Annotated in this window: 22 protein-coding genes and 6 pseudogenes; 14 read left to right on the top strand and 14 right to left on the bottom strand. The window is 67.4% G+C overall.

Annotated elements, in window-relative coordinates; translation table 11 throughout:
• Window positions 1-16: 16 nt before the first annotated feature.
• Window positions 17-976: an alcohol dehydrogenase catalytic domain-containing protein gene (locus tag NUT86_RS32745; RefSeq protein WP_274738883.1), complete on the bottom strand. Its 960-nt coding sequence runs from the start codon at window positions 974-976 to the stop codon at window positions 17-19.
• Window positions 977-1,508: 532 nt separating this feature from the next.
• Here NUT86_RS32745 and NUT86_RS32740 point away from each other — a divergent pair.
• Together NUT86_RS32740 and NUT86_RS32735 are read left to right on the top strand one after the other, a co-directional pair.
• Window positions 1,509-2,012 carry a hypothetical protein gene (locus tag NUT86_RS32740; RefSeq protein WP_274738881.1) on the top strand — a complete coding sequence of 168 codons (504 nt, stop codon included), beginning with the start codon at window positions 1,509-1,511 and terminating at the stop codon, window positions 2,010-2,012.
• 1,255 nt (window positions 2,013-3,267) lie between these two features.
• Window positions 3,268-3,705 (top strand): annotated as a pseudogene (locus NUT86_RS32735) (serine hydrolase); the annotation flags it as partial.
• Between the two features lie 347 nt (window positions 3,706-4,052).
• On the opposite strand, the pseudogene NUT86_RS32730 reads toward NUT86_RS32735, so the two are convergent.
• Window positions 4,053-4,151, bottom strand: a pseudogene (locus tag NUT86_RS32730) (LysR family transcriptional regulator); the annotation flags it as partial.
• 69 nt (window positions 4,152-4,220) lie between these two features.
• Between NUT86_RS32730 and NUT86_RS32725 the strand changes: the two are divergent.
• Both NUT86_RS32725 and NUT86_RS32720 read left to right on the top strand, forming a co-directional pair.
• Complete coding sequence (locus NUT86_RS32725; protein ID WP_274738880.1) at window positions 4,221-5,120, top strand: NAD(P)H-binding protein; 900 nt, start codon at window positions 4,221-4,223, stop codon at window positions 5,118-5,120.
• Window positions 5,117-5,802, top strand: a pseudogene (locus tag NUT86_RS32720) (SDR family NAD(P)-dependent oxidoreductase). The gene NUT86_RS32725 and the pseudogene NUT86_RS32720 overlap by 4 nt, the downstream one beginning before the upstream one ends.
• Before the next feature lie 86 nt (window positions 5,803-5,888).
• Here NUT86_RS32720 and NUT86_RS32715 read toward each other — a convergent pair.
• Window positions 5,889-6,221 (bottom strand): transposase, encoded by a 333-nt coding sequence (locus NUT86_RS32715; protein WP_086716142.1) that lies wholly within the window; start codon window positions 6,219-6,221, stop codon window positions 5,889-5,891.
• 169 nt (window positions 6,222-6,390) lie between these two features.
• Here NUT86_RS32715 and NUT86_RS32710 point away from each other — a divergent pair, with 169 nt between their 5' ends.
• On the top strand, window positions 6,391-6,513 hold the full coding sequence (locus NUT86_RS32710; protein ID WP_263295818.1) for a hypothetical protein: 123 nt from the start codon (window positions 6,391-6,393) through the stop codon (window positions 6,511-6,513).
• A gap of 24 nt (window positions 6,514-6,537) precedes the next feature.
• Here the strand turns inward: NUT86_RS32710 and NUT86_RS32705 are convergent, their stop codons facing one another.
• Entirely contained in the window at window positions 6,538-6,843 is a 306-nt protein-coding gene (locus NUT86_RS32705; RefSeq protein WP_274738878.1) for a helix-turn-helix domain-containing protein, read from the bottom strand.
• A gap of 65 nt (window positions 6,844-6,908) precedes the next feature.
• On the opposite strand from NUT86_RS32705, the gene map reads away from it, so the two are divergent.
• Window positions 6,909-7,691 (top strand): type I methionyl aminopeptidase, encoded by a 783-nt coding sequence (gene map, locus NUT86_RS32700; protein WP_274738876.1) that lies wholly within the window; start codon window positions 6,909-6,911, stop codon window positions 7,689-7,691.
• A 716-nt stretch (window positions 7,692-8,407) separates the two neighbouring features.
• Here the strand turns inward: map and NUT86_RS32695 are convergent.
• Window positions 8,408-8,909: pseudogene (locus NUT86_RS32695) on the bottom strand (MmyB family transcriptional regulator); the annotation flags it as partial.
• 145 nt (window positions 8,910-9,054) lie between these two features.
• Between NUT86_RS32695 and NUT86_RS32690 the strand changes: the two are divergent.
• The 3 genes from NUT86_RS32690 to NUT86_RS32680 all read left to right on the top strand — a co-directional run bounded on the left by NUT86_RS32690 (window position 9,055) and on the right by NUT86_RS32680 (window position 11,141).
• Window positions 9,055-9,321, top strand: a complete 267-nt coding sequence (locus NUT86_RS32690) for an Atu4866 domain-containing protein (protein WP_086716134.1) — start codon at window positions 9,055-9,057, stop codon at window positions 9,319-9,321.
• A gap of 116 nt (window positions 9,322-9,437) precedes the next feature.
• Window positions 9,438-10,196 (top strand): SDR family NAD(P)-dependent oxidoreductase, encoded by a 759-nt coding sequence (locus NUT86_RS32685; protein ID WP_274738873.1) that lies wholly within the window; start codon window positions 9,438-9,440, stop codon window positions 10,194-10,196.
• A gap of 168 nt (window positions 10,197-10,364) precedes the next feature.
• The gene (locus NUT86_RS32680; protein WP_274738871.1) at window positions 10,365-11,141 is read left to right on the top strand and encodes an SDR family NAD(P)-dependent oxidoreductase; all 777 of its coding nucleotides are present in this window, start codon (window positions 10,365-10,367) and stop codon (window positions 11,139-11,141) included.
• Here NUT86_RS32680 and NUT86_RS32675 read toward each other — a convergent pair.
• Window positions 11,076-11,363, bottom strand: coding sequence for a hypothetical protein (locus NUT86_RS32675; protein WP_274738870.1), 288 nt, complete (start codon window positions 11,361-11,363; stop codon window positions 11,076-11,078). The genes NUT86_RS32680 and NUT86_RS32675 overlap by 66 nt on opposite strands.
• A 242-nt stretch (window positions 11,364-11,605) precedes the next feature.
• Window positions 11,606-11,695: pseudogene (locus tag NUT86_RS32670) on the bottom strand (3-oxoadipate enol-lactone hydrolase); the annotation flags it as partial.
• 284 nt (window positions 11,696-11,979) lie between these two features.
• Between NUT86_RS32670 and NUT86_RS40715 the strand changes: the two are divergent.
• Window positions 11,980-12,346, top strand: a pseudogene (locus tag NUT86_RS40715) (hypothetical protein); the annotation flags it as partial.
• 131 nt (window positions 12,347-12,477) lie between these two features.
• Here NUT86_RS40715 and NUT86_RS32665 read toward each other — a convergent pair.
• Window positions 12,478-13,086, bottom strand: a complete 609-nt coding sequence (locus NUT86_RS32665) for a hypothetical protein (RefSeq protein WP_018090367.1) — start codon at window positions 13,084-13,086, stop codon at window positions 12,478-12,480.
• A 689-nt stretch (window positions 13,087-13,775) separates the two neighbouring features.
• Between NUT86_RS32665 and NUT86_RS32660 the strand changes: the two genes are divergently transcribed.
• The 3 genes from NUT86_RS32660 (at window position 13,776) to NUT86_RS32650 (ending at window position 15,389) form a co-directional block, all read left to right on the top strand.
• Window positions 13,776-13,991, top strand: coding sequence for a hypothetical protein (locus tag NUT86_RS32660; RefSeq protein ID WP_266444496.1), 216 nt, complete (start codon window positions 13,776-13,778; stop codon window positions 13,989-13,991).
• A 122-nt stretch (window positions 13,992-14,113) separates the two neighbouring features.
• Window positions 14,114-14,551 (top strand): MarR family winged helix-turn-helix transcriptional regulator, encoded by a 438-nt coding sequence (locus NUT86_RS32655; RefSeq protein ID WP_274738867.1) that lies wholly within the window; start codon window positions 14,114-14,116, stop codon window positions 14,549-14,551.
• Between the two features lie 286 nt (window positions 14,552-14,837).
• Entirely contained in the window at window positions 14,838-15,389 is a 552-nt protein-coding gene (locus NUT86_RS32650; protein WP_274740695.1) for an alpha/beta fold hydrolase, read from the top strand.
• A 79-nt stretch (window positions 15,390-15,468) separates the two neighbouring features.
• Here NUT86_RS32650 and NUT86_RS32645 read toward each other — a convergent pair.
• Window positions 15,469-16,268, bottom strand: a protein-coding gene (locus NUT86_RS32645) for an IS5 family transposase (RefSeq protein WP_274740693.1) whose coding sequence is annotated in 2 segments (ribosomal slippage) — window positions 15,469-15,920 and window positions 15,920-16,268 — 801 coding nt in all. Because the reading frame shifts where the segments join, the coding sequence is not laid out codon by codon here.
• Between the two features lie 89 nt (window positions 16,269-16,357).
• On the opposite strand from NUT86_RS32645, the gene NUT86_RS32640 reads away from it, so the two are divergent.
• A protein-coding gene (locus tag NUT86_RS32640) for an IS5 family transposase (protein WP_274733814.1) occupies window positions 16,358-17,175 on the top strand; the annotation gives its coding sequence in 2 pieces (ribosomal slippage) (window positions 16,358-16,700 and window positions 16,700-17,175; 819 coding nt in all).
• A 144-nt stretch (window positions 17,176-17,319) separates the two neighbouring features.
• On the opposite strand, the gene NUT86_RS32635 is transcribed toward NUT86_RS32640, so the two are convergent.
• From NUT86_RS32635 to NUT86_RS32610, 5 genes are all read right to left on the bottom strand, one after another.
• Window positions 17,320-17,736: a YeeE/YedE thiosulfate transporter family protein gene (locus tag NUT86_RS32635; RefSeq protein ID WP_109893874.1), complete on the bottom strand. Its 417-nt coding sequence runs from the start codon at window positions 17,734-17,736 to the stop codon at window positions 17,320-17,322.
• Window positions 17,736-18,392 carry a YeeE/YedE family protein gene (locus NUT86_RS32630; protein WP_018093648.1) on the bottom strand — a complete coding sequence of 219 codons (657 nt, stop codon included), beginning with the start codon at window positions 18,390-18,392 and terminating at the stop codon, window positions 17,736-17,738. The genes NUT86_RS32635 and NUT86_RS32630 overlap by 1 nt, the downstream gene beginning before the upstream one ends.
• Before the next feature lie 2,245 nt (window positions 18,393-20,637).
• Window positions 20,638-20,907, bottom strand: a complete 270-nt coding sequence (locus NUT86_RS32620) for a hypothetical protein (RefSeq protein WP_274738864.1) — start codon at window positions 20,905-20,907, stop codon at window positions 20,638-20,640.
• A gap of 117 nt (window positions 20,908-21,024) precedes the next feature.
• Window positions 21,025-21,600 (bottom strand): hypothetical protein, encoded by a 576-nt coding sequence (locus tag NUT86_RS32615; protein ID WP_159485286.1) that lies wholly within the window; start codon window positions 21,598-21,600, stop codon window positions 21,025-21,027.
• A 357-nt stretch (window positions 21,601-21,957) separates the two neighbouring features.
• Window positions 21,958-22,167: a hypothetical protein gene (locus tag NUT86_RS32610; protein ID WP_159485288.1), complete on the bottom strand. Its 210-nt coding sequence runs from the start codon at window positions 22,165-22,167 to the stop codon at window positions 21,958-21,960.
• Between the last annotated feature and the right edge of the window lie 336 nt (window positions 22,168-22,503).

The raw sequence follows: 22,503 nt of genomic DNA, 5'->3' as shown, positions 1-22,503 counted from the left end.
CCTGGACGGCGCGCTGTCATCCGCAAGTCAGGATGACCTTGCCAAACTTGCCTGGGCCGGCGAGCCGGTCATAACCATCGGCGTACCGGTCGAGGGAGAAGGTCGTGTCTACGGGGACCCGCAAGCGACCTTGGGCAAGTAGGGGAACGACCGAGGTGCGAACGAGGTCGGCGAGCAGCGCCTTTTCCGCGTGCGTGCGGCCGCGGATGGTCGTTCCGATCAGATGGCCGCGTACCAGCATGAGGTCGAACATCCGCAGCGGCACCGTAGCGCCGGCCTGAACCCCGACGACGAGGACCTTGCCGCGGCTGCGCAGCAGGCCGACCCGTTGCAGGCAGTCCTGCCCGCCGACGAGTTCCACGATCACGTCGTACGGCCCGTGCTGCGCCTCATCAGCGGGAGTGACAACGTCGACGTGTGCGCCGTCCGGGGCGAGCGCCTTCACCTGGTGGTGAAGCTCGGGACGGCGCACGCTCGCCACGGTATGGGCTCCGGAAACGGCGGCAACCTGCACCATGGCCGTTCCCACGCCGCCTGCCGCTCCGGTGACCAGTACACGGTCGCCCGCGCGGACCTGGGCCTGGGTGATCAGGGCGTCCCAGGCGGTGCTGAAGGCTTCCGGGAAGCCGCCGGCCTCCTGCCAGGACAGCGCATCCGGCACCGGAAGCAGGAGATCGGCGGGGACGGCGATCCGCTCGGCGTGACCGCCGCCTCCGACCAGCGCCATGACTCGGTCTCCGGTGGAGATGCCGGTAACGGCGCTCCCCACGTGCTCGACTTCACCGGCGATTTCCAGGCCGGGCACGTCGGTTGGCCATCCCGGCGGCGCCGGATAGTCCCCCCGTGCCTGCTGCAGGTCGGCGGCGTTGAGACCTGCGGCGCGCACACGGACCACCACACCTCCTGGCCCCGCCACCGGGTTCGGCCGTCGCTCCAGATGGAATTGCCCGTCGGAGTCGATCACTACAGCCCGCATGATCGCACTCTACGGCCAAGGCACTGATGAGGCTGCGAGTGGGGCACGAGACAGTCACAGCCACTCATTGATAGCCGCGACGAGGACGGTCACCTCGTAGCGGACAGCGAGCTTCTCGTAGCGAGTGGCGACCGCCCGGTGCCTCTTGAGCCTGGTACCGGCACATCACCCTGGCCATGGCGGCTTCCGCCCACCTGACAGCGGTCCGGGCCACCACTCATGACAGGGAGGACACAGCCGCGACCTGATCCGACTGAGCGTGAACGAGATCCGCCGCCTGCTGAACACGTTCGCTCACACCGCCCGACACGAAGCCGGTCACTTCCTGTACTGGGGTCGCTGGCGTCGCCGCCATCAACACCGCGCCCGTCTCAGCCACTACCGCCGACGAGGCCAATGCTCCCGTAGCACTGGCGGGTTACGGACTGTGGATCAGAACCGCCCGGGACAATGGTGATCGCATTGTGCACTGGGGGGCTGCGTCATCCTTTTCTTGATTCTCGCTTGCGATGTGCTCTTTTGGATCTTCCTTGTGGGCGGTTTGGCCGCGCGCTACGCCGCTGGCTGGCGGATCCTCGGCGGCGCGCTGCTGCTGTGCGTCCCGCTGATTGATGTCGTGCTGCTGGGCGCCACCGTCCTGAGCATCCAGGACGGCGCTGAGCCAACGGTCTGGCACGGCCTGTCGGCGGCCTACCTCGGAATCACCGTGGTCTACGGACACCGCACCGTCCGCTGGGCAGACGCGAAGTTCGCCCGCCGCTTCGGCGGAGCCGCTGCCGCGCGGCGTCCTGAGCTCTACGGCCGCGCGGCCGTCGTGGACGCCTGGAAGTCCTGGCTCAGGTTCCTGCTGGCCTATGCGATCAGCGTCGGCCTGATCTTCGGCCTGGTGATGCTGGTCGGCACCCTCGACGAAGGCGCTCCGCTACTTGTCTGGCTCAACCCGCTCACCAAGGTCCTTATTTACAGCGTCATCTGGCCGATAGCGACCACCATCTGGCCGGGCAAGGCATCTGAGACAGCGAAGGAGAACCGCTGACCGGGCCGTCCCACGCACCAGCCTTCGACTGGGCATGTGGCCGATGGCCGCGACCACCGACTCCCGCAACTGCGGCTGCAGTACTAGGGCGTGTCCGCAAAGTCCCGCCTGGCTCGCGACGCCTGGCACGCACTCCCCCACGCCTGAACGGCGCGGGGGGACCCCCATCTGCGTTGTCGGGATCGTCCACGTAGGCCCACTACAAGGACGACCCTCCGCCTTGCGAGCGCACGCACCAGACGCCGCGAGCCCCGCCCTCCGGGCGGACGACGGGACTTTGCGGACACGCCCTAGGCCGTCGGCACAGTGGGCAGGAGTGAAGACCTTGTTGGCCGAGAGTCGGAAACCAACGCAGACGTGCGACTTACCCATCCACACCCTTTTCAAGGATGGCCACGTGATAGGGCGCGGTCGGCAATGTGGCGTCTGATCCGCCAACTATGACGGAGTCCGGAGCGGTGCCGGCGAATGCAAGGCACAACGAGGCGGCTGATGCGGCGGCGATTTCGCTCTGCGGGATCACCGTCAACACTCGAAGGACCACCTCCCCCGTGGGCCGACGTCGGCGAGTACGCGGGATTAAGGACGTATCTGTCACGTTCATTCACCTTCCGCCCCGATGGCACATCGTGTAGCCGGCACCGGACCGCGCGGGCAGTCAGAACTGTGACAACGCCTATTCGGTCGGCAGGCCCCTATCGAGACACACCCGGCCGGCCCGGCGCCGGCAACGCACCACCCCCCGCCAACGGTCGGCACAGCGTGAGTAAGACACCGCGGTCAGAGTTCTCATGAGCCAGACCCCGGCCCGGGACAGCACCCACCAATCCTCCCGGTACTCACTGCGTCCCGCCCAAGCCCGCAGAACATTCTCCACCCCAGCTCAAGGAACACCCTGAATCTGACTCTGGCCGACCACAACGGATCGCAAAGGTCCACATCACGATCAGTCCTCAGGATTCACCAACGGCGTCGTCGACTGACAGCGCCTTGACCCCGACCACCGGACGAGGATCAACCCGCGCCCACGGTCAGCGGCCTACTGCGGGCGGCCGACGGAACCGGCGCGCCCCGCGCCAAGCGTGGGAGGCGGCTCGCGCCGGGAGCGCTCCGACACATGGTCATCGACCACCTCCAGGCACACCCCGACGAGTCATTCACCGCCGTCCGGATCAGCCGAATCATTGATAAGCCCTCAGGCGCCATCGCCAACGCCCTCAGCAGGCTCATCAGTCTGGGAGTCGCCGAGCAGGTCAGCGAGATGGATGACGCCACGGGGGTCCATCTCCGGGGCACTGCCCATGACTTCTCCGCGCGCCTCCTCGGTGGCATCTGCGGGATCGCCGGCGCCTTCTCCGTCCTTGCTGACCTCGCCGCCTTCCTGCGCCATATGCTGGTTCCCGCAGCCGCTTCGGAGCAGTCGGGATTCGGGGCGAACTGGGTTGAGAGGTCCCTGCAAATCCACACGGGTGAGCTCACACCAGAGCGCGGTCTGTTCTGGCACCCAGCCCCGAGCACAGTTCCGGCAACGGACGACGTCTGGGTGCACTACGGCTTCACCGGTACCGGCATGTGGATCTCACCGTCGAAGGGCCGCTGGGCAATCCTCCTCACCAACAAGCTCTACTACACCCGCGACCGGGATCCCCTGACCGCGATTCGCAACGCGTTCTGCACCGCCGCATTCTCGTAGCGGCACCCCACGCCAGGCCGAATGCCGACGAGCACAGGGCGACGCCACGCCGCCGACGGCAGGTCGCCATCCGGGACACGCGTGGACCGCGCTGGCCTTCGCGATGCACTGGCACCGCAGGCATCAGCACGCTCAGCAAGAGGCGGCAGCCCATCAGGCCCGCGTCCACCTCCAGCCCGCATACGGACCGATCGCCGAACCCGTACTGAACTTGTGCTGATCTGGCGCGTCCGACCGTGCCTGGAAACGGTCGCTCACCTGGGTACCGCCCCACGCGGGGAAAGCAGCGATACCGATAGGCGCACGCCAGTAGGGTCGAAGAGGGCTCCAGGCGGAGATACCGGTCATAGGGGCTGTGTGATGTAGAGCTGTTCCGCCGCCCGGCCGAAGTGCCGGCGCTCGGCCACCGCGACGAAGTAGCGGAGCTTGCGCAGATCAAGATCCATGCCCTCAAGGTACCAATTGCCCAGGAAGAGTATTGGACGCCGTAGATGCGCCGGCCCGAGACTCGAAGCATGATCCTCATCACCACCCCCACCGGCCAGATCGGCGGCCGGCTCCTGGACATCCTGCTCAACGAAACCCCCACGCGTGGCGAAGAGCTGCGCGTCATCGTGCGCGACCCCGGGAAACTTCCCGACGCGGTCCGCGCCCGCGTCGATGTCGTCACCGGCTCGCACGGCGACGCCGAGGTCGTCGACCGTGCCTTCGCCGGCGCGGACGCCGTCTTCTGGCTGGTCCCGCCGGCGGACCCGCAGGCACTGAGCCTGGACGCCGCGTACTCCGGGTTCACCCGCGCCGCCGCGAAGGCATTCACGACCCACGGAGTGGGGCACGTCGTCGGTGTCTCGGCGCTCGGCCGCGGCACACCCGTCGCCGGCCGCGCCGGACTGGTCACGGTGTCGCTGGCCATGGACGACCTCATCGCGAGTACGGGCGTGGCCTACCGGGCGCTCGCGAACCCGACTTTCATGGACAACCTGCTACGGCAGGCGGATTCGATCCGCGACGACGGAGTCTTCACCGACACCGTCGCCGCCGACCGCAAAGCACCGATGGCCGCCACCCGGGACATCGCCGCGGCCGCCGCCGACCTGCTGCTCGACCGCTCGTGGACGGGGACGGGCGAGGTCCCGGTGCTGGGTCCCGAGGACCTCTCGGCGCACGACATGGCGCGCATCATGTCCGACGTGCTCGGCCGCCCGGTCCGCTACGAGCGGCAGTCGCTCGACGACTTCCGCGCCGCGCTCACCGGACGCGGCGTCGGGGAAGCGCTCGTGGAGGGCTATGCCGACATGATGCGCTCCAAGGACGCCGGTCTCGACGACGGCGTACAGCGCATCCCGCAGACCGCGAGCCCGACCACCTTCCGCGAATGGTGTGAAGAGGTCCTGAAGCCGGCGGTCCAGGCATGAGCGCCAAGACCGCTCTCATCGTGGGAGCCTCCCGCACCCTCGGGCTCGGCCTCGCTACCGAGTACGCGCACCGCGGCTGGGACGTCATCGGAACCGTCAGGGGCAGTGACCGCACCGGTCTCACGACGTGGCCGAGGCGTCCGGTGGGCGGGTCACGATCGAGTCACTGGACATGACGCAGCCGGAGCAGATCACCGCGCTGCGCGAGCGCCTGGCGGAGCGCACCCTCGACCTGCTGTTCGTCAACGCCGGCATCACGAGGGGCGACATTCCGATCGGCGATGTCCCGGAGGAGATGTTCGTCGAGGTCATGGTCACGAACGCGCTCAGCCCGATGCGCGTGGTCGAGTCCTTCCGCTCGCTGGTCGCGCCCACCGGGACCATCGGCGTCATGTCCTCGCGCCAGGGCAGCCTCAGCTTGAACACCAGGGGTGGACAGGACGTCTACCGCGCCAGTAAGTCCGCCCTGAACCAGCTCATGCGCAGCTACGCCGCCCGGTACGCCGAAGCCGCTCACGCACTCCTGCTTATGTGCCCCGGCCACGTCCGCACCGAACTCGGCGGGCCGGACGCACCGCTGACCATCGACCAGTCCATCCGCGTGGCGGACACGATCGACCGCCACAGCGGCGAACCCGGCCTGAAATACCTCAACTACCAGGGCCAGATCGTGCCCTGGTAGCAACCGTCGAGGAAACGCGGGTCCAGACGCTGCCGGTCGGCACTGCGCTAAGGCGTGTTTGAGATGTGGTCACAGGGCTTGCCTTATCAGGGCGAGTTGGATGGTGGCTTCGTAGCGGACGGCGAGCTTGTCATAGCGGTGGCGACGCTCCTGGCCTGTTTCAACAGACCGATGCGGTTCTCGACCTTGTGCCTGCGCCTTTGCATCTCGCGGTCGAAACCGGCCGGTCGGCCCCCTGCTGAGCTGCGTCGGCGCCGGTGTCCGGCCTGGTCGCGCTTCTCGGGGATGGTGTGCGGGATCTGCCGTCGGCGCAGGTACTCACGGATCTCGCGGGAGGAGTACGCCCGGTCGGCGAGCACGTGAACGGGCCGGGTGCGGGGAGGGCCGCCGCCGGTGCGACCAACTGACTCAGGCCGCAGCGGTGGCTTCCGTCGGACTTCTACCGGTACTACTCGCCGGCGCGGCCACGTACTTCCTCACCACCAACGTGGCCGGGCTGAGGCAGGAATGACTCCGCTGGAGGCTTCGCGCGCTTGGTCGCTTCCAAGCGACGCCACGTAGGGGGATTGCCGGTTAGCCAGTGGCTTGGTGTTCACCGAGCTGGTCGGCCTTCGGGCAGGAAGCGACGGACAGGCCCGCGAGGCGGTGCTCGGGCTGGTCGACGAGGTGATCAGCGTGCGCGCAGGCGTACCGGCTCAGCACGGTCAGTGAACCGCTGACTCTTGGGGTGCGGCGTTACGAAACCAGCGATGGGTGCCGTGTGACAAGCAGGACCGACTGATCCTCGACGGTTCGCTCCGCCTGACTGATCTCGGCCCAGACGGCGTCGAGAGACAGGCTGAGGGTGTCGGCGATCGCTGCGATGGTCGGGAAGGCGGGAGTAGCCACACGGCCGGATTCGATCTTCCGCAGAGTTTCCGGCGAGATGTGTGAAGCGAGCGCCACGTCCAGCATCGAGCGGCGGCCCCGGGCTCGGCGGAGCAGGGCGCCAAGGCGCTGTCCGCGTTCTACCTCGGCGGGGGTGAGCGGCAACCTGACCATGAACCCATTCTAATACCGGTACAGTTATACCGGTATAGTTATTGGACGTACATGAGAGGTCCCCCATGATTGAGATCCTGAACTCCGCGCGGCTTGAGCGGGCGAGGGACACCGGCGCCCTGGTCGGAGACATCCTGCACACGCTGAAGCAGCGCAGCACGGTCGGGACGAATCTGCTGGACATCGACCAGTGGGCCAAGGAGATGATCACCGAGGCGGGAGCACAGTCCTGCTACGTCGACTACGCGCCTTCCTTCGGGCGCGGCCCGTTCGGGCACTACATCTGCACGGCCGTCAACGACGGAGTGCTCCATGGGCGGCCTCACAACTACACGCTGGCAGACGGGGATCTGCTGACTCTCGACCTCGCCGTAGCCAGGGGCGGGGTGGCCGCGGACGCCGCGATCAGCTTTCTGGTGGGCAAGGCCAGGCCGGCGAAGAGCGTCGCGATGATCGATACGACCGAACGTGCACTCGCCGCCGGCATCGCCGCCGCCAAGCCTGGGGCGCGCATCGGCGACCTCTCCCACGCCATCGGCACGGTCCTCAGCAAGGCGGGCTACCCGATCAACACCGAATTCGGAGGCCACGGCATCGGCTCGACCATGCACCAGGACCCACACGTCGCGAACACCGGACGGCCCGGCCGCGGATACAAGCTGCGCCCCGGACTGCTGCTCGCCCTGGAGCCCTGGGTCATGGACGACACCGCCACACTCGTCACCGACGCCGACGGTTGGACGCTGCGCAGCGCGACGGGCTGCCGGACCGCGCACAGCGAGCACACCATCGCCATCACCGACAACGGAGCCGAAATTCTCACCCTGCCCCCGCAGGCACGACCGTAAGGGAGCCCACACCGCTGCCGCGTCAGCAGACCCGGCTGCCAGGCGCGGCCGGGCCTCAACTATCCCCGGCCGCCTCGAACCGGGAGGTCACCATGTCCGAGCTGATCGCCGCTTGCACACCGAACAGCCACCCGAAAGATGGTGAGTTCCTGGCTGCCATCAACCTTCCGGACTGGGAGAGCCTCCAGGACGTGGCGGCCCGCCCGCCGCTGCCCGCCGACGCGGGCTTCGCCCCCACCCGATCTCGCCTCCTCCGGCTCGGCCGACTGCGAGTGGCTGCGACTAGACCTCGGTGCTGACCGGGTTGCGCTCCATCCGGCTCGGCAGGTTGGTGAGAAGACGCCGATGTCCCAGAGCCGCCCTCTAGGCGGGTGCCGACGATTTCGGCCACGTCGGACACGTCGACCTGCTCGTCCGCCACCAGAGGCCCCTCACGTTGTCCGCCCGCCAGCGGATGCCACCGGCGACGCGGCGGCACCCGTTTGGCACCACGCCGCGCCTGCGGGCCGGGGCACCCTGACGGGCCGGGTAGCTCGGTCCACACCAAGCCCGGTTTGCGTATGGCAGGGGATTGCACGCTGAGCACCTTGGCGAGTTGAGGCACCGCGGCGGCTGATTAGCGGTGGGGCCGGGGGTCGGGCTGGCGCCGGGCGGCGTGGATGGAACCGAGCAGATTGAGGGACTGGGCGCTGGGGCTGCCTGGTTCGGCATGGTACCCGGTCCCAGTCCGTGTAGAAGTTGCGGCCTGCGGGGTCGAGGAAGGTTATGCGGGCCAAGTTGCCCGCCGGGTCGAACGGGGCGTAGAGGGCATCGGCCAGGGCGTTGACGGCAAGGAGGCCCAGGGTCCGGCTCATGACGAACGCTGGAGTGTTCGGGTAGCCGTCCATAAGCTGTCGCAGCGCCGGGCTGACCCGCTCGGCGGCATGGACGGAGCGCCGGTCGTTCCGCGTGGCCGCGGCCAGCCGGTACAAGTGCGCGCGGGCGTCCGCGTCGAGGCGCAGCGCGCGGCTGAGCGCGTCGGCCACCTGGGGTGAGGGATTGCGCTCGGCCGTGTTCCAGGCGGGTGTAGTAGTCGGCGTTCACTCCGGCCAGGACGGCGACCTCCTCGCGGCGCAGTCCGGCGACTCTGCGGGCCCCGTAGCTCGCCATGCCGCCGCCCTCCGGCCGCAGGCCGGCGCGGCGTGTGCGCAAGAAGTCTCCCAGGTGGTTGTCGTCCATGTGTTCCTGGCTAGGCGACAGCCCGGTGTGCTGCCTGGGCGTGGCACACCCAGGCAGCACGCGTCCTGGTTGATGGCCGCTGACCTGCCCAGACTCGGTGGAGCGGGAAAGACCGCACCATTCGAGGAGAGGAGAGGAGTCCGCCATGGCCGGGACCGTTGAGGGCGACCACGTCGACGTGGTCGGGATGTGGGTGACCGCGGATGGTCACATCCGTCAGGAGCTGCTGCCGGACGGCCGCTACGACGAAGCTCGCGGCGAGCGGCGCAGCGCGTACACCGGCCGGTACACGGTGACCGGCAGCCACCTGGACTACGTCGACGACACCGGGTTCACCGCCACGGGCGACCTCCGGGACGGAGTGCTGTATCACGAGCACCTCGTGCTCTACCGGGAGCAGAAGTCGTCGTAGAGGAGGCCGGGCCGCGGCCGCCGTGGTCACCGGGGGCGAATCCGCCGTCGGCGGACCAAGAAGTCCCGACACAGCAGTCAGTCAGCCAGCAACAACGAGAATCAAGGACCATATCCATGACAGGACCACGACTTGACGGCAAGGTCGCGCTGATCACGGGCGCGACCGGCGGCCTCGGCACAGCGACCGCCGAACTCTTCGCCCGCGAAGGCGCCCGGCTAGTGATCACCGATGTCGCCGAAGGCCCCCTGCGGGACCTGTCCCACCGGATCGGGGAACGCGGCGCGAAGGTCGTCGCTGCCCGCCTCGATGTCTCCTCCGCGCGGGAGTGGGACGAAGTGATCAGCGTCGTACGCGACCGGTTCGGAACGCTGGACGTGCTCGTGAACCTCGCCGGCATCCTGGACTGGCCAGGTATCGAGGACACGCAGGAAGAGGCTTGGGACCGCGTCATCGACGTGAACCAGAAAGGCACATGGCTCGGCATGAAGGCGGCGTTGCCGCTCCTGCGTGCGAGCGGCAACGCGTCGGTGATCAATACGTCGTCAGTACTCGGCCTGGTAGGAAGCGGTGCAGCTGCGGCCTACCAGGCGTCCAAGGGGGCCGTGCGCCTGTTGAGCAAGACCGCCGCGGTCGAGTACGCCCGGCAGGGAGTACGGATCAACTCGGTGCATCCCGGGGTGATCGCCACGCCGATGATCCAGGAACTTCTGGACGACCAGGGCGACCAGCAGCCGGACATCCAACGCACCCCCATGCGCCGAGCCGGCCGTGCCGACGAGATCGCGCCCGCGATCCTCTTCCTGGCCTGCGACGACTCCTCGTTCATCACCGGCTCGGAGCTGGTGGTCGACGGCGGGCTCACCGCGCACTGAACGGCCCGGCCGTGCGACGTCCACGACGGCCTGGCAGTGAACGCAGCGCCCCCGTGAGCGCGTCAACGGCTTGGCCCACCTGGCCCGTTCACCGTGTCACTGCACAGCACTTCAGGTGCCCCGCACCGGCGCCTGCACTCACACTCGCCTTCTCCAGGGACCGCACCCATGACACCTGCAACTGCGTCCGCCGAAGCATCCGAATCCGCCGAGTTCGCTGGGAAGAGCGCCCTCGTCACCGGGGCCGCGCGCGGCGTAGGCAAGGAGACCGTGGCGCTCCTCCACGCCCGCGGTGCCCGCGTCGTCGCCGTCGACCTACGCCCTGACATCACGACTCTGCCGGACGAGTTTCCCGGCGTACTCGCGATGTGCGGCGACATCACGCAGGAAGAGACCGCCGCCCGCGCGGTGCAATCGGCCCTGGACACCTTCGGAGGACTGGACATCCTGGTGAACAACGCCGGACGCACCCTGAACAAGCCCATCACCGAAACCACCGCCGAGGACTGGGACGCTGTGATGGCGGTCAACGCCCGCGGCGCCTTCTTCTGCACCCGCGAAGCCTTCCGGGCCATGAAGAACCGCGGCGGCGGCGCCATCGTCAGTACCGGCTCTTACACCTGCACCGTCGCCCTGCCCGAAGGCGCCGCCTACAGCGCGTCGAAGGGCGCTCTGGCCCAGCTGACCAAGGTGCTCGCCGTCGAGGGGGGGCCACTGGGCATCCGCGCCAACATCGTTGCCGCAGGTGTCATCGAGACCGATTTCCTCGACACGATCCGCTCCGACAGCCGTGCGTACCTGGCGTCCTTCGCCGACGTGCAGCCCCTGGGTCGAGTGGCACAGCCCGAAGAGATCGCCGAGGTCCTGTGTTTCCTCGCCTCACCACGCTCGAGCTTCATCACAGGAGCCGTAGTCGCCGCTGACGGCGGCTTCACCGCGGTCTAGCGCCGCATTGGCCGCATCCACCGCCTGACCCGCTACGTCCGCGGCCTTGTACACCGCCTTCGCCGCGGCCTCGGCATGCTTCGCTGCGTCATTGGCGGCATTGCGCGACTGCCGCACGGCCACCGCGGCCTGCCGGACATTGGTCTGCGCCGCCTCAGCTGCACGCGTGGCCTGACGTAAGTCAGCACCCGCTATCAGCGCCATGGCCAGCAGCGTCGCCACGACGCCGCGCCGGCCGAAGGCGCTCCGTAATGAGGTCGGCCGCTGTCAGGAAAGGCGGCCCACCGGGCCCGTCCCTGAACGCAGGAACCCCCGCCGGCAAGCCGACGAGGATTCCTCACGTCTCACGCGGTATCACACTCGTCTCACCAACAGCATTGACGCTCTTGGCTCTCAAGGCCCTGACCTGCTCCTACGCCTCTGACCTGGACCACCTGGACCGCACGGGACGCGATCTACAACCTGTGCCAGGTGGTCCCCAGAGCGGCGCCCAGGACGAGTACGGGGGCATCGTCGGGGCCGTCGATCCGGTGCTGCAGGGTCTTCTCACTCACCCGGCCACGCTACCGACTCTCTGACAAGATCCTGACACCCGGGTCAGGAAGAGCCGCCGTATCGCGGCCGCCGACCACGCCCGAAGCGGGGGTACACGCAGGTCAGAGCCTCATCGTGGAGACTGTGTGGACGATCGCGCGCCCCGGCTCGTCGTAACTCACCGTGATTTGCTGATACGGATGCGGTGCCTTGCTCGTGCTCAGGACCGGTGTTTTCTGGCCTGGAGAAGCGGCGTTGCGGGGTGGGCGCGGACAGCTCACTCACGCCTTGCGCGCTCTAAAATCTCACCAACCTCGCCTGGCTCGGCGGAAACGCCGCAGCCCTCCTCACCGACTCCGGCACACCGGCTCCCTACCAGCCGACCGGAGCCCTACTGCACCCCGAACAGCTGTGGCCCGACCTCGACCACACCGCGCTGCTGATGGGCACCCGCATCACCCCCCATCGCTGTGCTGCTCGCCCTCGCCGCCGTCGGCGCCTGGTGGTGGTCGCGGCGCAAGAGCGCCTCCGGCGGAAAGAAGAAGCCCCTCCGGGGTCTGGCGCGCAAGAGGGACATCGAGCCCCTGCTCGCCAAGGCGATGACGGCCAAGGCCCAGTCCCTGCGCCCGAGCCTGAAGGACGCCAAGCACATCGCTCCCCGGGAGACCGGCGATCACGGACCGCTCTCCGCTCCCCATCTTCCCCAGACAGTTCAAAGACCAAGGAAGTGGGGCGAGGAGCAGCCCCGGCCGTTTTCAAAGGTCCCCATCATCTCAGGCCGAGACCGAGAGGTAACGCCGCCTCAGATGGTCGGGGTGTCGTCAACGACCGGCCTGTGAATCTCAACGACCGGCTTCCACCCCGCGGAGAACTCGATGAAGTCCGCACGGGTGGGGTAGGTGTCGACCGCGCGACGGTCACGCTTGGGGCTGTCGCTCCCCTTGCGCCCCCGGGGAATCTGCTCCTCGAAGATGTCGACCTTCACGTCGGGAACCTCCTTGAGGCCCTGGCGCCAGATCTGCACGACGTCGGCGCCGAAGGCTTGCCGGGCTGCAGCGTAAAGGGCCGTGAGGGCCCCCTTGTCCCCACTAGGGACGAAAAGTGCCAGGTCCAGCACGACACCGGCGGACTGGAGGACCTCGATGGTCACCGAGCCGTTCTCGTCGGCCAAGTAGATTCCGGCTTCATTCTCGTCGTCGGGAAGGCAGGAGACCTCTTCCTGGAATACGGTTCTCGCCGTGACCGAGCCGCCCTCGAAACCCTCACCGGACTTGGTCAGAAAAGCAGGGACATAGCAGTCGGGAAGCTTGAGTTCTGCCGTGTCGGCGGAAATGAAGATCCTGTCTTTCACGCCGAGCTTCGCCACCTCTTCCAGCGAGAGGCGGCGAGCGGCGATCTTCTCCGTGTTCACGATTTCCCTTTCAGGTTGCATTGTCCCTCGAACAAGGACGCTACCACGAAACCCTGAGGTCAACTGCCCAGCAATCTTTGGGTAAATGGCCTTCGATGACCTGCACGGGAGGATACCGAAGCGAGTGCCACTCGGCCGGGAACACGCATCCGCCAGGTTGTGGCCCTCGCCGTGCTGTTGGGGATCAACTGGCGGCTGCATTTCGGTGCGTTGGGTAGTGCGGAGGAACCAAAAGAGAGCTTACGGCAGATATCACCCATATCACCTTCGGGAGGTGGCGGCGCGGCAAGGCGATCCATTCGTCGTGCATCTCGAAGAGCGCAGCGGAAACCAACCGGATGGTCCGACAACGCAACAACGGAGACCCCCATCGGCAACATCTGGATGAAGCGCCAACCGGAAGTCGCGTACTACCGCGCCCTCTTCGTTCAGGACTCGGCGTAGTCGACTGACGCCCGCTTGCTGACGTCTCGTCATGTTGAGCGGGGTTCGGTACACAGCAGGCACGGACGTCCGCGATCACGGGCGCGCCGGTGGGGAAGCTGGTCCGTCCCCGTGCTCTCGCCGACACCCACAGAGGCCGCGGAGCCCACCACGGGGCACCAGCACCCTGCATGGCGTCTTTTTGCTCTTACCTCCGTGAGGCGTGGGCGGCACTGTGTGTGGCTCGCATCGGAGGGAGCGAACGCATGAGCAATCAGCGAAGGCTCGAAGGGCGCAGTGAACTGCTTGTGGCGGTCGAGGTGCTCTCCGGCGTCCACGATCGCAACGACGCGAGCATGTCCGACCCACCACCGGACGCCACAGGCGACACCCAGCCCGACGGTGACGGCCTGAACCACCCCGCCGGTTACACGTCGTTTCTCTTGGCTCCTGGCGTTCCAGCGAGTGGTGCCGCCGACTGAGGTGCAGCGGGGGCGGGCGTTGCGGGCCGGCGAGGACGCGGCCCTCTCGGCGCTCATCGGGATGCCGCTTGAGGTATACCAAACTAACTTGCAACGCTAATTTAGCGTCCTAAGTTGCCCATGTGGAGCGCAATCTGAGTTTCAACCTGCACGTCCTCACCGCCCGCCTCGACCGGGCAGCCAACCGAACCCTGCAGGCCGAGCACAACGTGTCCTACAGCCGCTTCCTGGCGCTAACTCTGGTGCGGGAGCTGGGAACCCCGACGCAGCGAGCCCTCGCCGACTGCCTCGGGGTGACCGAGCCGTCGGTGAGCCGCATGACCGCGGCCCTTGCCGCGGAGGGACTTCTCGACGCGCAGCCCGATCCGGCCGGCGGACGCCGCCGCCGGCTGAGCCTCACGGAAAAGGGGGTGCGGCTGGTGACCTCGGCCCAACAAGGGTTCGAGGAGCGGCTGGCTGCTCTCGTCGCACGCAGCGGCGTGCCGTACGACGAGTACGCCGAACACACCGCACGCCTCCTGGCGGCCTTTGAGGACCTGGAGAGAGGGGGAACCATGTGAGCCAGAACTTCCAGACCCCACTGGCCTGCCAGCGCACGGCATTGCCGGCCGATGGGACGCCGATCAGCTATCGGACGATGGGCGACGGCCCGCACCTCATCCTGCTCGGCGGGGCTCTGCGAACCTCTGACGATTACCTGCCGCTGGCCTCAGTGCTGGCCACCTCGTTCCGGGTGCACCTCGTCGAGCGGCGAGGACGCGGTGCAAGCGGCCCTCAGGGCCCCCACTACACCCTGCGCAAGGAGGTGGAGGACCTTCTCGCCGTCCAGTCTGAGACGGGGCGCGGCTGGCCTTCGGCCACAGCTATGGCGGGCTTGTCATCCTTGAGACCGCGCGGTCATACCCGGTGTTCGACCGCACTGCGGTCTATGAGCCTGGAGTGCCCGCAGCTCCTGTTCCCACCGGCTGGATGGGCCCATACCGGGAACGACTGACCGCAGGCGACTCCTACGGTGCTTTCGTTCACTTCATCCAAGGAGCGGGCGGCGCTCCGCCGATTTTGGCCAAGCTGCCGTACTGGTATCTGCGCTATGCCTTGCGCATTGGCTTCCGTGGGCCGAGCTGGCAGCGCATGCGGCCTCTTCTGGCAGCCAATCTGGCCGAGCACGAGCAGGTAGCCGCCCAACAGGGCAAACTTGCCGGATTCGGGGCTGTTACCGCCTCGGTGCTGCTCCTTTGCGGGAGCCGCAGCCAACTGGCGAGCAAGACGCAATTCGGCGCACTCCGCGAGATACTCCCCACAGCCGTCCAAGAGACCCTGAACGGTCTCAACCACTTCGGGCCGGAGGGGAAGACAGCAGCAGTTGTGGCGGAACGGGCTCGGGCATTTCTCCTCTGACGTCACAGCCCGCACGGCTTGCAGGAGCAGACTGGGCAGCAATGCAACAGGCATCTCGGGCATTCCTTACGACGTTGCCCTAGTTGGTGAGTCGGCGGAAAGCGATGAGGGCCGAGGCCATGCCGACGAAGGCAAGGAAGTGTTGCGCCTTGCGCTCGTAGCGGCGGTGCAGGCGGCGGCATCCGGCGAGCCAGGAGACCGTCCTTTCGACGACCCAGCGGTGGCGGCCCAGCCTGGTGGAGGACTCGATGCCCTTGCGGGCGATGCGGTGACGGATGCCTTTCTTACGGAGCCATCGGCGCAGGTGGTCGTAGTCGTAGCCCTTGTCGGCATGGAGCTTGGCTGGACGCCGGCGGCGCGGTCCGCAGCGGGAGCGGATGGGCGGGATCCCGCCCACGAGTGGTTCCAGTCCGAGGCTGTCGTGCATGTTGGTGCCGGAGATGCCCAGGGACAGGGGCAGCCCGTTGCGGTCCGTGATCAGGTGGATTTTCGATCCGCTCTTGCCTCGATCGGTCGGATTCGGTCCGGTCAGTGGCCCCCTTTTGCCGCCCTGACGCTGACGGAGTCAATCGCACACCGCGACCGGTCCAACGCTCCGCGGGCGCCGAGCTCGTCGAGGATGACGCGGTGCAGCCTGGCCCGCACCCGGTCCCGGCTCCACTGGGCGAAGCGCCGGTAGACGGTGGGCCAGGCCGGCCCGAACACCGGCGGCAGTTGCCGCCACGTGCAGCCCGAGGTGGCCACGAAGATGATCGCTGCCAGACAGGCGCGGTCACCGGCCCGTCGGCGGCCGCCGCCTTGCAGGCGTATGACCTCCGTCGGCGGAACCACCCGCCGGAACAGCACCCACAACTCGTCCGGCACCACGCTCAACCAGATCCGTCATGCACGGCTCAACGAGCGATCACACCATCAGAAACGGCGTCTTAGACCGTGTCCTATGTGGTGAGGCGGACGTTGGCCTGTGTATGGGGCGGGGTACGTGGAGTTGGATTGTTCCGGACGGTCTGTGGGAGATCGCGAAGCCGTTGGTCCCGCCGTCGAAGGTGCGGTCGCAGGGTGGTGGGACCCAGGACACGCCTGATGAAACGGTGTTCGCGGCCATCATCTACGTGCTGGTCAGTGGCTGTTCCTGGCGTGCGTTGCCGCCATGCTTCGGGATATCGAAGTCGACCGCCCACCGCCGGTTTCTGATCTGGTCGCGGGCCGGCGTGTGGGGCCGGCTGCACGAGGCGATCCTGCACCAGCTCGACGATGCCAGCTTGATCGACGTCTCCCGCGTGGTCCTGGACTCCGCCCACGTCAGGGCCAAAAAGGGGGCGAACTCACAGGTCCGAGCCCCGTGGACCGGGGCAAGCCGGGTTCCAAGATGCACATCCTGTCGGACGCGAACGGACTGCCCTTGGTCGTCGGCGTCTCGGCGGGGAACACCCACGACAGCCAAGGGCTGAAGCCGATGGTCGAGGGTCACCAAACGAGACACGACCCTCACCGCGGCCGCTACTTCAAACCCGAGCGCCTGCACGCCGACAAGGCGTATGACAGACCCGACCTGCGGAAATGGCTGCGTGGTAAGCGGATTGGAGTACGGATCGCCCGCAAGGGCATCGAGTCCAGCGAACGGTTAGGGCGGCGTAGATGGGTGATCGAGCGCACCATGTCGTGGCTGTCGGGCTACCGCAGACTCAGCCCCCGCTACGAACGCGACCACCGCAACTACCTGGCCTTTCTCGGACTCGCCGCCGCCATCTGCTGCTACAAGCGATACGTCCGCCTCACCACATAGGACACGGTCTTACTCTTTACGAGCTGCGCTTCCGATTGGGCTTGATCACGTTGTCAGATGTGCACGGGCTGCCGGAGGCCGTCGGGGGGATCGTCAAAGTGAGAGACCCAAGCTGCATGGCTCGTGTCGGTGGGGGGTGCTGGGTTACAGCCCGCAGGAGCCGCGGTCGAGGTGGAAGTACCGGGCGTTGGCCCAGCGGCACAACCGGATACCGACGATGACGCCGACGATGGTGATCAGGGCAGGTAGGTATCCGCTGGCGACCTGGATGATCGGGATTGCCGGGCACCCGCCTGAGATCGCCCAGCCCGTACCGAACAACACCGCGCCGGGGATCACGCCGGCGTGGATGCGTCCCGGGGTGCGGCGGACCCGCAGCAGAGCGAACGCGCACACGAGGATCACCACAGCACCCGCGAAGGAGAGGAACATGCGCAGGTCCTGGAAGGTGAACATGCGGTTCAGCTCAGCGAAGTCGCCGAAACCGATGTTGGTGACGGTGTAACCGAGAGCTAGTCCGGTGATGATGTTGGCCAGCAGGATCGCGCCCCGAGTACGCATCAGATCACCTTCCACAGCAGGAACGACACCGCGACGGCGGTGCCGAAGAACACGGCGGTCGCGACGAGGCTGACCGGCCGCAGCCGGCCGCAGCCGCTGAGTCCGTGGCCGGAGCTGCACCCACCGGCCAGCCGAGTGCCGAAGCCGACGAGAACACCTCCCACGAACAGCATGGCGACCATGGCGGTCGAATCGGCGGTGACCAGGTCCCGAAAACCGGGGCCCATGTCGTAGCGGAGGTGGAACCGCCCGGAGGCGACCGCGGCGATGAACCCACCGAGGAAGATCGACATCAGCAGGGCAGCCTGAGTGACCAGCGGGGCCGGGCGCAGGCTCGTGGCTGCCGGGCGCTCACTCGCTGCCGATTCGGTGTCGGCTTCCAGTGGCTGCGACTTCTCGTGCGGAGCCTGCGGCACGGTGGACGCGCCGGTGCCGGTGCCGAAGTGCTCCGCTGTGGCTGCGGCAAGCGCCTCGGCCAGAGCTTGATCGTCGGCGAACTCCTCGTCCATCCGTTCGAGCTCGCGTTCGCGACGCCAGTGCAGCACGCGATCCCACGCGGCCGACACCCCGAGAGACCGATCAGTGATGAGGGTGTGGTTGATGGTGACCAGAGCGAGTCCGATAGCGCCCGCCCACCAGGGCCAGTAGGTACTCATGCGGGTCCTCTCATCCAATCGGCAAAACGAGCCCACCAGCCGCGCTTCGGGGCGGGCGCGTGCCGTGATTGTCGAGCGAGGCTGTCTGAAGGTCGGTCGGCCTGTGGGGGCGGTGACGGCCGGTCATGCCAGACATCTGCTGGTGGAGGTGTGGCTCCGAACTGGGCCATGGCTTCCGGTGTCGCGGTTCCAGGCCACGACTGTGACTGCTCATGTGGCTGGGTCGGTGCCGGCTGGGGCCAGGACGCGGGCTCCGGTGACCCCGGAGTGGGTCGTGGCGGGGACTGTCGAGGGGCGGCCGCCGCGCTGGTGGCGCTGGATCGGCCCGCCTCGGCCGGGGCTTCGAGGTGTCGCGCGCTGGCTCCGTTGGGCAGCAGGCTGATCGGCACGCGCTCGCCGGTGAGTGACATCCGGTAGCGGGCACAGCCGAGCCATTGATCTGCGCTGTCGCAGTAGTACTCGCGCCAGCCTTGCAAGCTCGCTTTAAGTAGGGGGAAAAGGGGACATCCTGCGGCGTGTGAGCAACCCACGTTGCTCCCTCCTGACTGGCGTACCACCCGTTGGGGGAGAGCGGTTGCTGTTCTCGATTCCTGCCCACGCCGGCCCGGTCGACGGCCTGAAAAGCAATGCGGTGGCGGGCAGTGACAGAAGGCGCTGTGCCTCCTTTTCTCGACCGGGCGAGATGCAACCATTGTTTCGGTGTCCCGAGCAACTCCGGGAATTTTTTCAAACAGGTCACTTGGCGCCACTTAGTGAGATACTCTCCGCGACGGATATGCGGCGCCTGCCCCTCATGTCCGGATTTTCATGACCGCCGGCGAGGTAACTTGGATCGTGATTCGGCTCCATGAGGACGGCTCACACCGACGCAAGGAAGCTACTTCTGAAGGAGTTGTAAATTCTGGAGTTCCTTGTGGTGATGGCGTGAATATCGTGGATCTCAAGCGAAGAACCAAGGAGGTAATCGTGTGCCAACGTGCCGTCTGTCCGTCGTGCCGGAAGTTGACCTTTGAGGGTTGCGGGAGGCATGTGGACCAAGTGCTCATGGGCGTACCAAACGCCCAGCGGTGTATGTGTGAGCCTGCGGAACGCAAGCGTGCGCGCCCAGTAAAGGCGGCGACTCGAACGGGATCGGCACCAGCCCGACAGGGCGAGTCGTCGCGACGCACACGCGCTCCTGGTGCCCCGGGGAGTTCATCGGGCCGGTGGAGGGGCGGCTGGTGGGCTCGGCTCATCGATTGGGTCAAAAGCCCGGCCTGAGGTAATCATCCGAGTGCGCTCGCTTTCGGTCCCTTGAGCCCAAGGCGTGGATTGTTGGGCCATGAGAACCCCGATTTCAGAACTCCGGGGTGCCAAGTGACGCCGAGCACGGAGCCAGCACCGACACTCGCGTCTCGCGACGAACGTCATAGGCGCTCTGCGTAACAGCATCCGCTTCTTCTGATGACCTCATCCTCATCCACTTTCTGCGGACCCGCTGCACCGAAGAATGGCGGAGCGCGATGATGCCCCGGATGTAGAGATGATGCTCCGGATGGAAAACTGCCAGTCGCGCGTCGCCGACGTGAATGCCGGGCAGACCGTCGTGGACGCGTGCGAGAGGGCGAATATCCTGGCCGCCGGTGCCATCCGACGGCCTCTGAGGGATTCGCTACTGACGGCAGCCCGTGTGCCACTGCCACGTGGGACGCCCGGGCTGTCGTATGTGCGCGGGAGCGGGCCGGCACGGGGGAACCACCCCGCTCCTGCGATCGGCGCCCGCGCACCTCTCCATGACGGTGAGCGCCTCGACCCTCGTGATCGGGTCACTCCTTCCTGCGCGCCATGTCCCTGAAAGACTTCTATCGCACATTCCTCGTCCGGTTCTCCCCACGGCGGCATGACGCGGTAGTCCGGATGATCGAGGAGTGGCTCCAGCGCAGTGGGCACCTCGCTCCACGGCCGTTCGCCGCCGAAGCCCCACATCTCGGAGAGCGTGAAACCCTCAGCCTGAGCCAGACGCCGCCGGAACGCAGCAAAGCCGCTGTAGGACCAGGAGACATCAGGACTGCTCGTGTCTCCATCGCCCGGGAAAAGAACCAGCCCCATGCGCCCTCCCTGCCCTGCGTGCTGAGCACACAGGATCGACGAGATAGGGCAGGACCGGCAACCGAGATGATCTCCGCGTGGCTGCTGTGATCACTGCGTCGGAGTCGTCCTGGATAGCCGCGGTGCCGCGCATCGGAGGCGTTCTCGTGGACCGCCTTCAACCAAGCCCGGCCTCGGCCTCCAGGTAGCGGCGGCCGCCAGGGCCACGGACCTCCACAGTCTCGAAGCCCCAGCTGCGCAGCACCGCCTGGCAGCGCTGGAGCTGCTCCTGTTCCTGGTAGCGAGCGCCACTCCCCCGCGGTCCCACCCAGCGCACCTGGACCTGCCCGGCCTGGCCGCCTTCGCTGGTGCGGTATCCGGTCCGCGCCGACTCGCCGGCCCGGTCGACGGCCGAGTTTCCAAGCGACTCAAGCAGCGACCAATCCACACTCGGTCGCTCACTCCATACGCCGTGCGGCCAACCACTGCACGCACGAGGTTCTACGCCCGAGAACGGTCTGATGACCGCAAGCAATGCGCTGTTATCAGACAGCTACCCTGTGCCTTACCGCTCCCAGTACTTCGCCACCGCCTGTGCGTACGCGACGCGGTGGTCGAGCCTGTCACCGCGGACGCGGAACCGGCCGCGCGCGGACTCGGTCAGGGTCGCCCGGCCGAAGAGTGCACCCGGCCGCTTCCAGGCCGTCCGCAACGGGGCGGTAAAGGTGCCGGCCGGGGAGTCGGAGAATGCCAGGGCAACCAGGTACAGCAGGACGAACGGCAGCTGCACCAGGCACAGGAGCTGCGAGGGCATCGTCCCCTCCCGCCCGCGCAGCACCGTCCCGTCGGGCAGGTGGATCTCGTACGAGGGCCGCCATCGCTTCTCGCGCGGTGGCAGGTGCAGTTCGGCCAGGTGCTCGTGGTTGGGGGTGAGCACGGCGAGGTGACCGCCGCCCTGCTGGACCACCACGGCGAGTGGCGAGGCGCCGGCAGGGTCATCAGCGAGGGTGAAGCGCGGCTTCCACCCCTCGGGAAGGGGCCGGCCGTTGGGGGCGCCACGGCGCACGTGGACGGGGGCGGCACCTCGGGGGCGCAGTTCGTCGCGCTTGTCGTCGCGGTGGCGGGTGAAGGTGAGGGTCATGGAGTATCCCGTCTCGTCGCATCGGTTCTGGCGCCGTTGCCGGCGGTGGAGTTCAACCCTCGGGACCCGCCCGGTCTCGAGAAGAGCACGACTCTGAGTGCCTGGACTACGCGGAGATTGGCGGCGTCTCAGTGCACCCGGGCGTGGCCCTCCGTTGTCCGTTTCCGGGTGGGACGAGGGGCCCCACCGTCCTTCGGTACCCACAACATGCGCACGGGGAATTCTGCCGTGTCCAGCTCATAGCAGGCCGCGTGGGGCATCAGCAGAGGCTGCGGCCGTAGAGTTGAGCACTTCAGAGATGTCTACCTGGACCTGCTCGGTGGTTCCGGTAGTCCAGCACGGCCCCGCACGACAGCGTCAGCCGGTCTGCGCTGTCGGCCACGGCCCGGGCCAGACCGGCAGGTCCTCTGAGTGCTCGGAGCACAGGAACAGAAGCCACGCCGGAGCCTCGCCGGGCTCTGCGGCTGTGCCCTGGCGGAGCACGGTGGCCATGCCGTTGCAGGGGAGCGGGCGGCGCAGGGCGGTGAGCTGCCGGTCGGCGCTGAGCTGGGAGAGTGTGGTCGGCACGCGGGCTCCTTGAGCAGCTAGACCGGGCGGTGTCGGTAGTCACCCGGGCGATTTTTCTCCATCGGGCCTGCTGCCGTGGCGCCGTTCCGGAGGTTGCTGACGGTGAGGTCGATCTGCCCGGACCGCGGGCGAGGAGAGCTGGCGGCCTCGGGCCCGGTGGTGGCGATCCGGGCCTGAAACGCCAGCTGGTCGGTGTTGGCGGCCAGGCCGAGGTGCCCGAGCCAGGTGTCGACGTCGGCCTGGGCGCAACGGCCGGGTGAACAAGGCCCGCTCGGCGTGCTTGAGCGCTTCACGGAAGCGGGCGCGCCGCCGCCGACCGCTGGCGGCGGGCTGATG

This window comes from Streptomyces sp. G7(2002), assembly GCF_028870195.1.
Taxonomy (GTDB): Bacteria; Actinomycetota; Actinomycetes; order Streptomycetales; family Streptomycetaceae; genus Streptomyces; species Streptomyces nigrescens.
Note: the sequence above shows the minus strand (reverse complement) of the source record. Positions and strands in the feature narration are given on the sequence as shown.

Excerpts from the sequence above, each read along its gene's own strand:
- NUT86_RS32705 (WP_274738878.1), bottom strand. The coding sequence starts at position 6,843 with ATGGTCAGGTTGCCGCTCACCCCCGCCGAGGTAGAACGCGGACAGCGC.
- NUT86_RS32685 (WP_274738873.1), top strand. The coding sequence starts at position 9,438 with ATGACAGGACCACGACTTGACGGCAAGGTCGCGCTGATCACGGGCGCG.
- NUT86_RS32680 (WP_274738871.1), top strand. The coding sequence starts at position 10,365 with ATGACACCTGCAACTGCGTCCGCCGAAGCATCCGAATCCGCCGAGTTC.
- NUT86_RS32660 (WP_266444496.1), top strand. The coding sequence starts at position 13,776 with ATGAGCAATCAGCGAAGGCTCGAAGGGCGCAGTGAACTGCTTGTGGCG.
- NUT86_RS32745 (WP_274738883.1), bottom strand. The coding sequence starts at position 976 with ATGCGGGCTGTAGTGATCGACTCCGACGGGCAATTCCATCTGGAGCGA.
- NUT86_RS32725 (WP_274738880.1), top strand. The coding sequence starts at position 4,221 with ATGATCCTCATCACCACCCCCACCGGCCAGATCGGCGGCCGGCTCCTG.
- NUT86_RS32635 (WP_109893874.1), bottom strand. The coding sequence starts at position 17,736 with ATGCGTACTCGGGGCGCGATCCTGCTGGCCAACATCATCACCGGACTA.
- NUT86_RS32690 (WP_086716134.1), top strand. The coding sequence starts at position 9,055 with ATGGCCGGGACCGTTGAGGGCGACCACGTCGACGTGGTCGGGATGTGG.
- NUT86_RS32630 (WP_018093648.1), bottom strand. The coding sequence starts at position 18,392 with ATGAGTACCTACTGGCCCTGGTGGGCGGGCGCTATCGGACTCGCTCTG.
- map (WP_274738876.1), top strand. The coding sequence starts at position 6,909 with ATGATTGAGATCCTGAACTCCGCGCGGCTTGAGCGGGCGAGGGACACC.
- NUT86_RS32615 (WP_159485286.1), bottom strand. The coding sequence starts at position 21,600 with ATGACCCTCACCTTCACCCGCCACCGCGACGACAAGCGCGACGAACTG.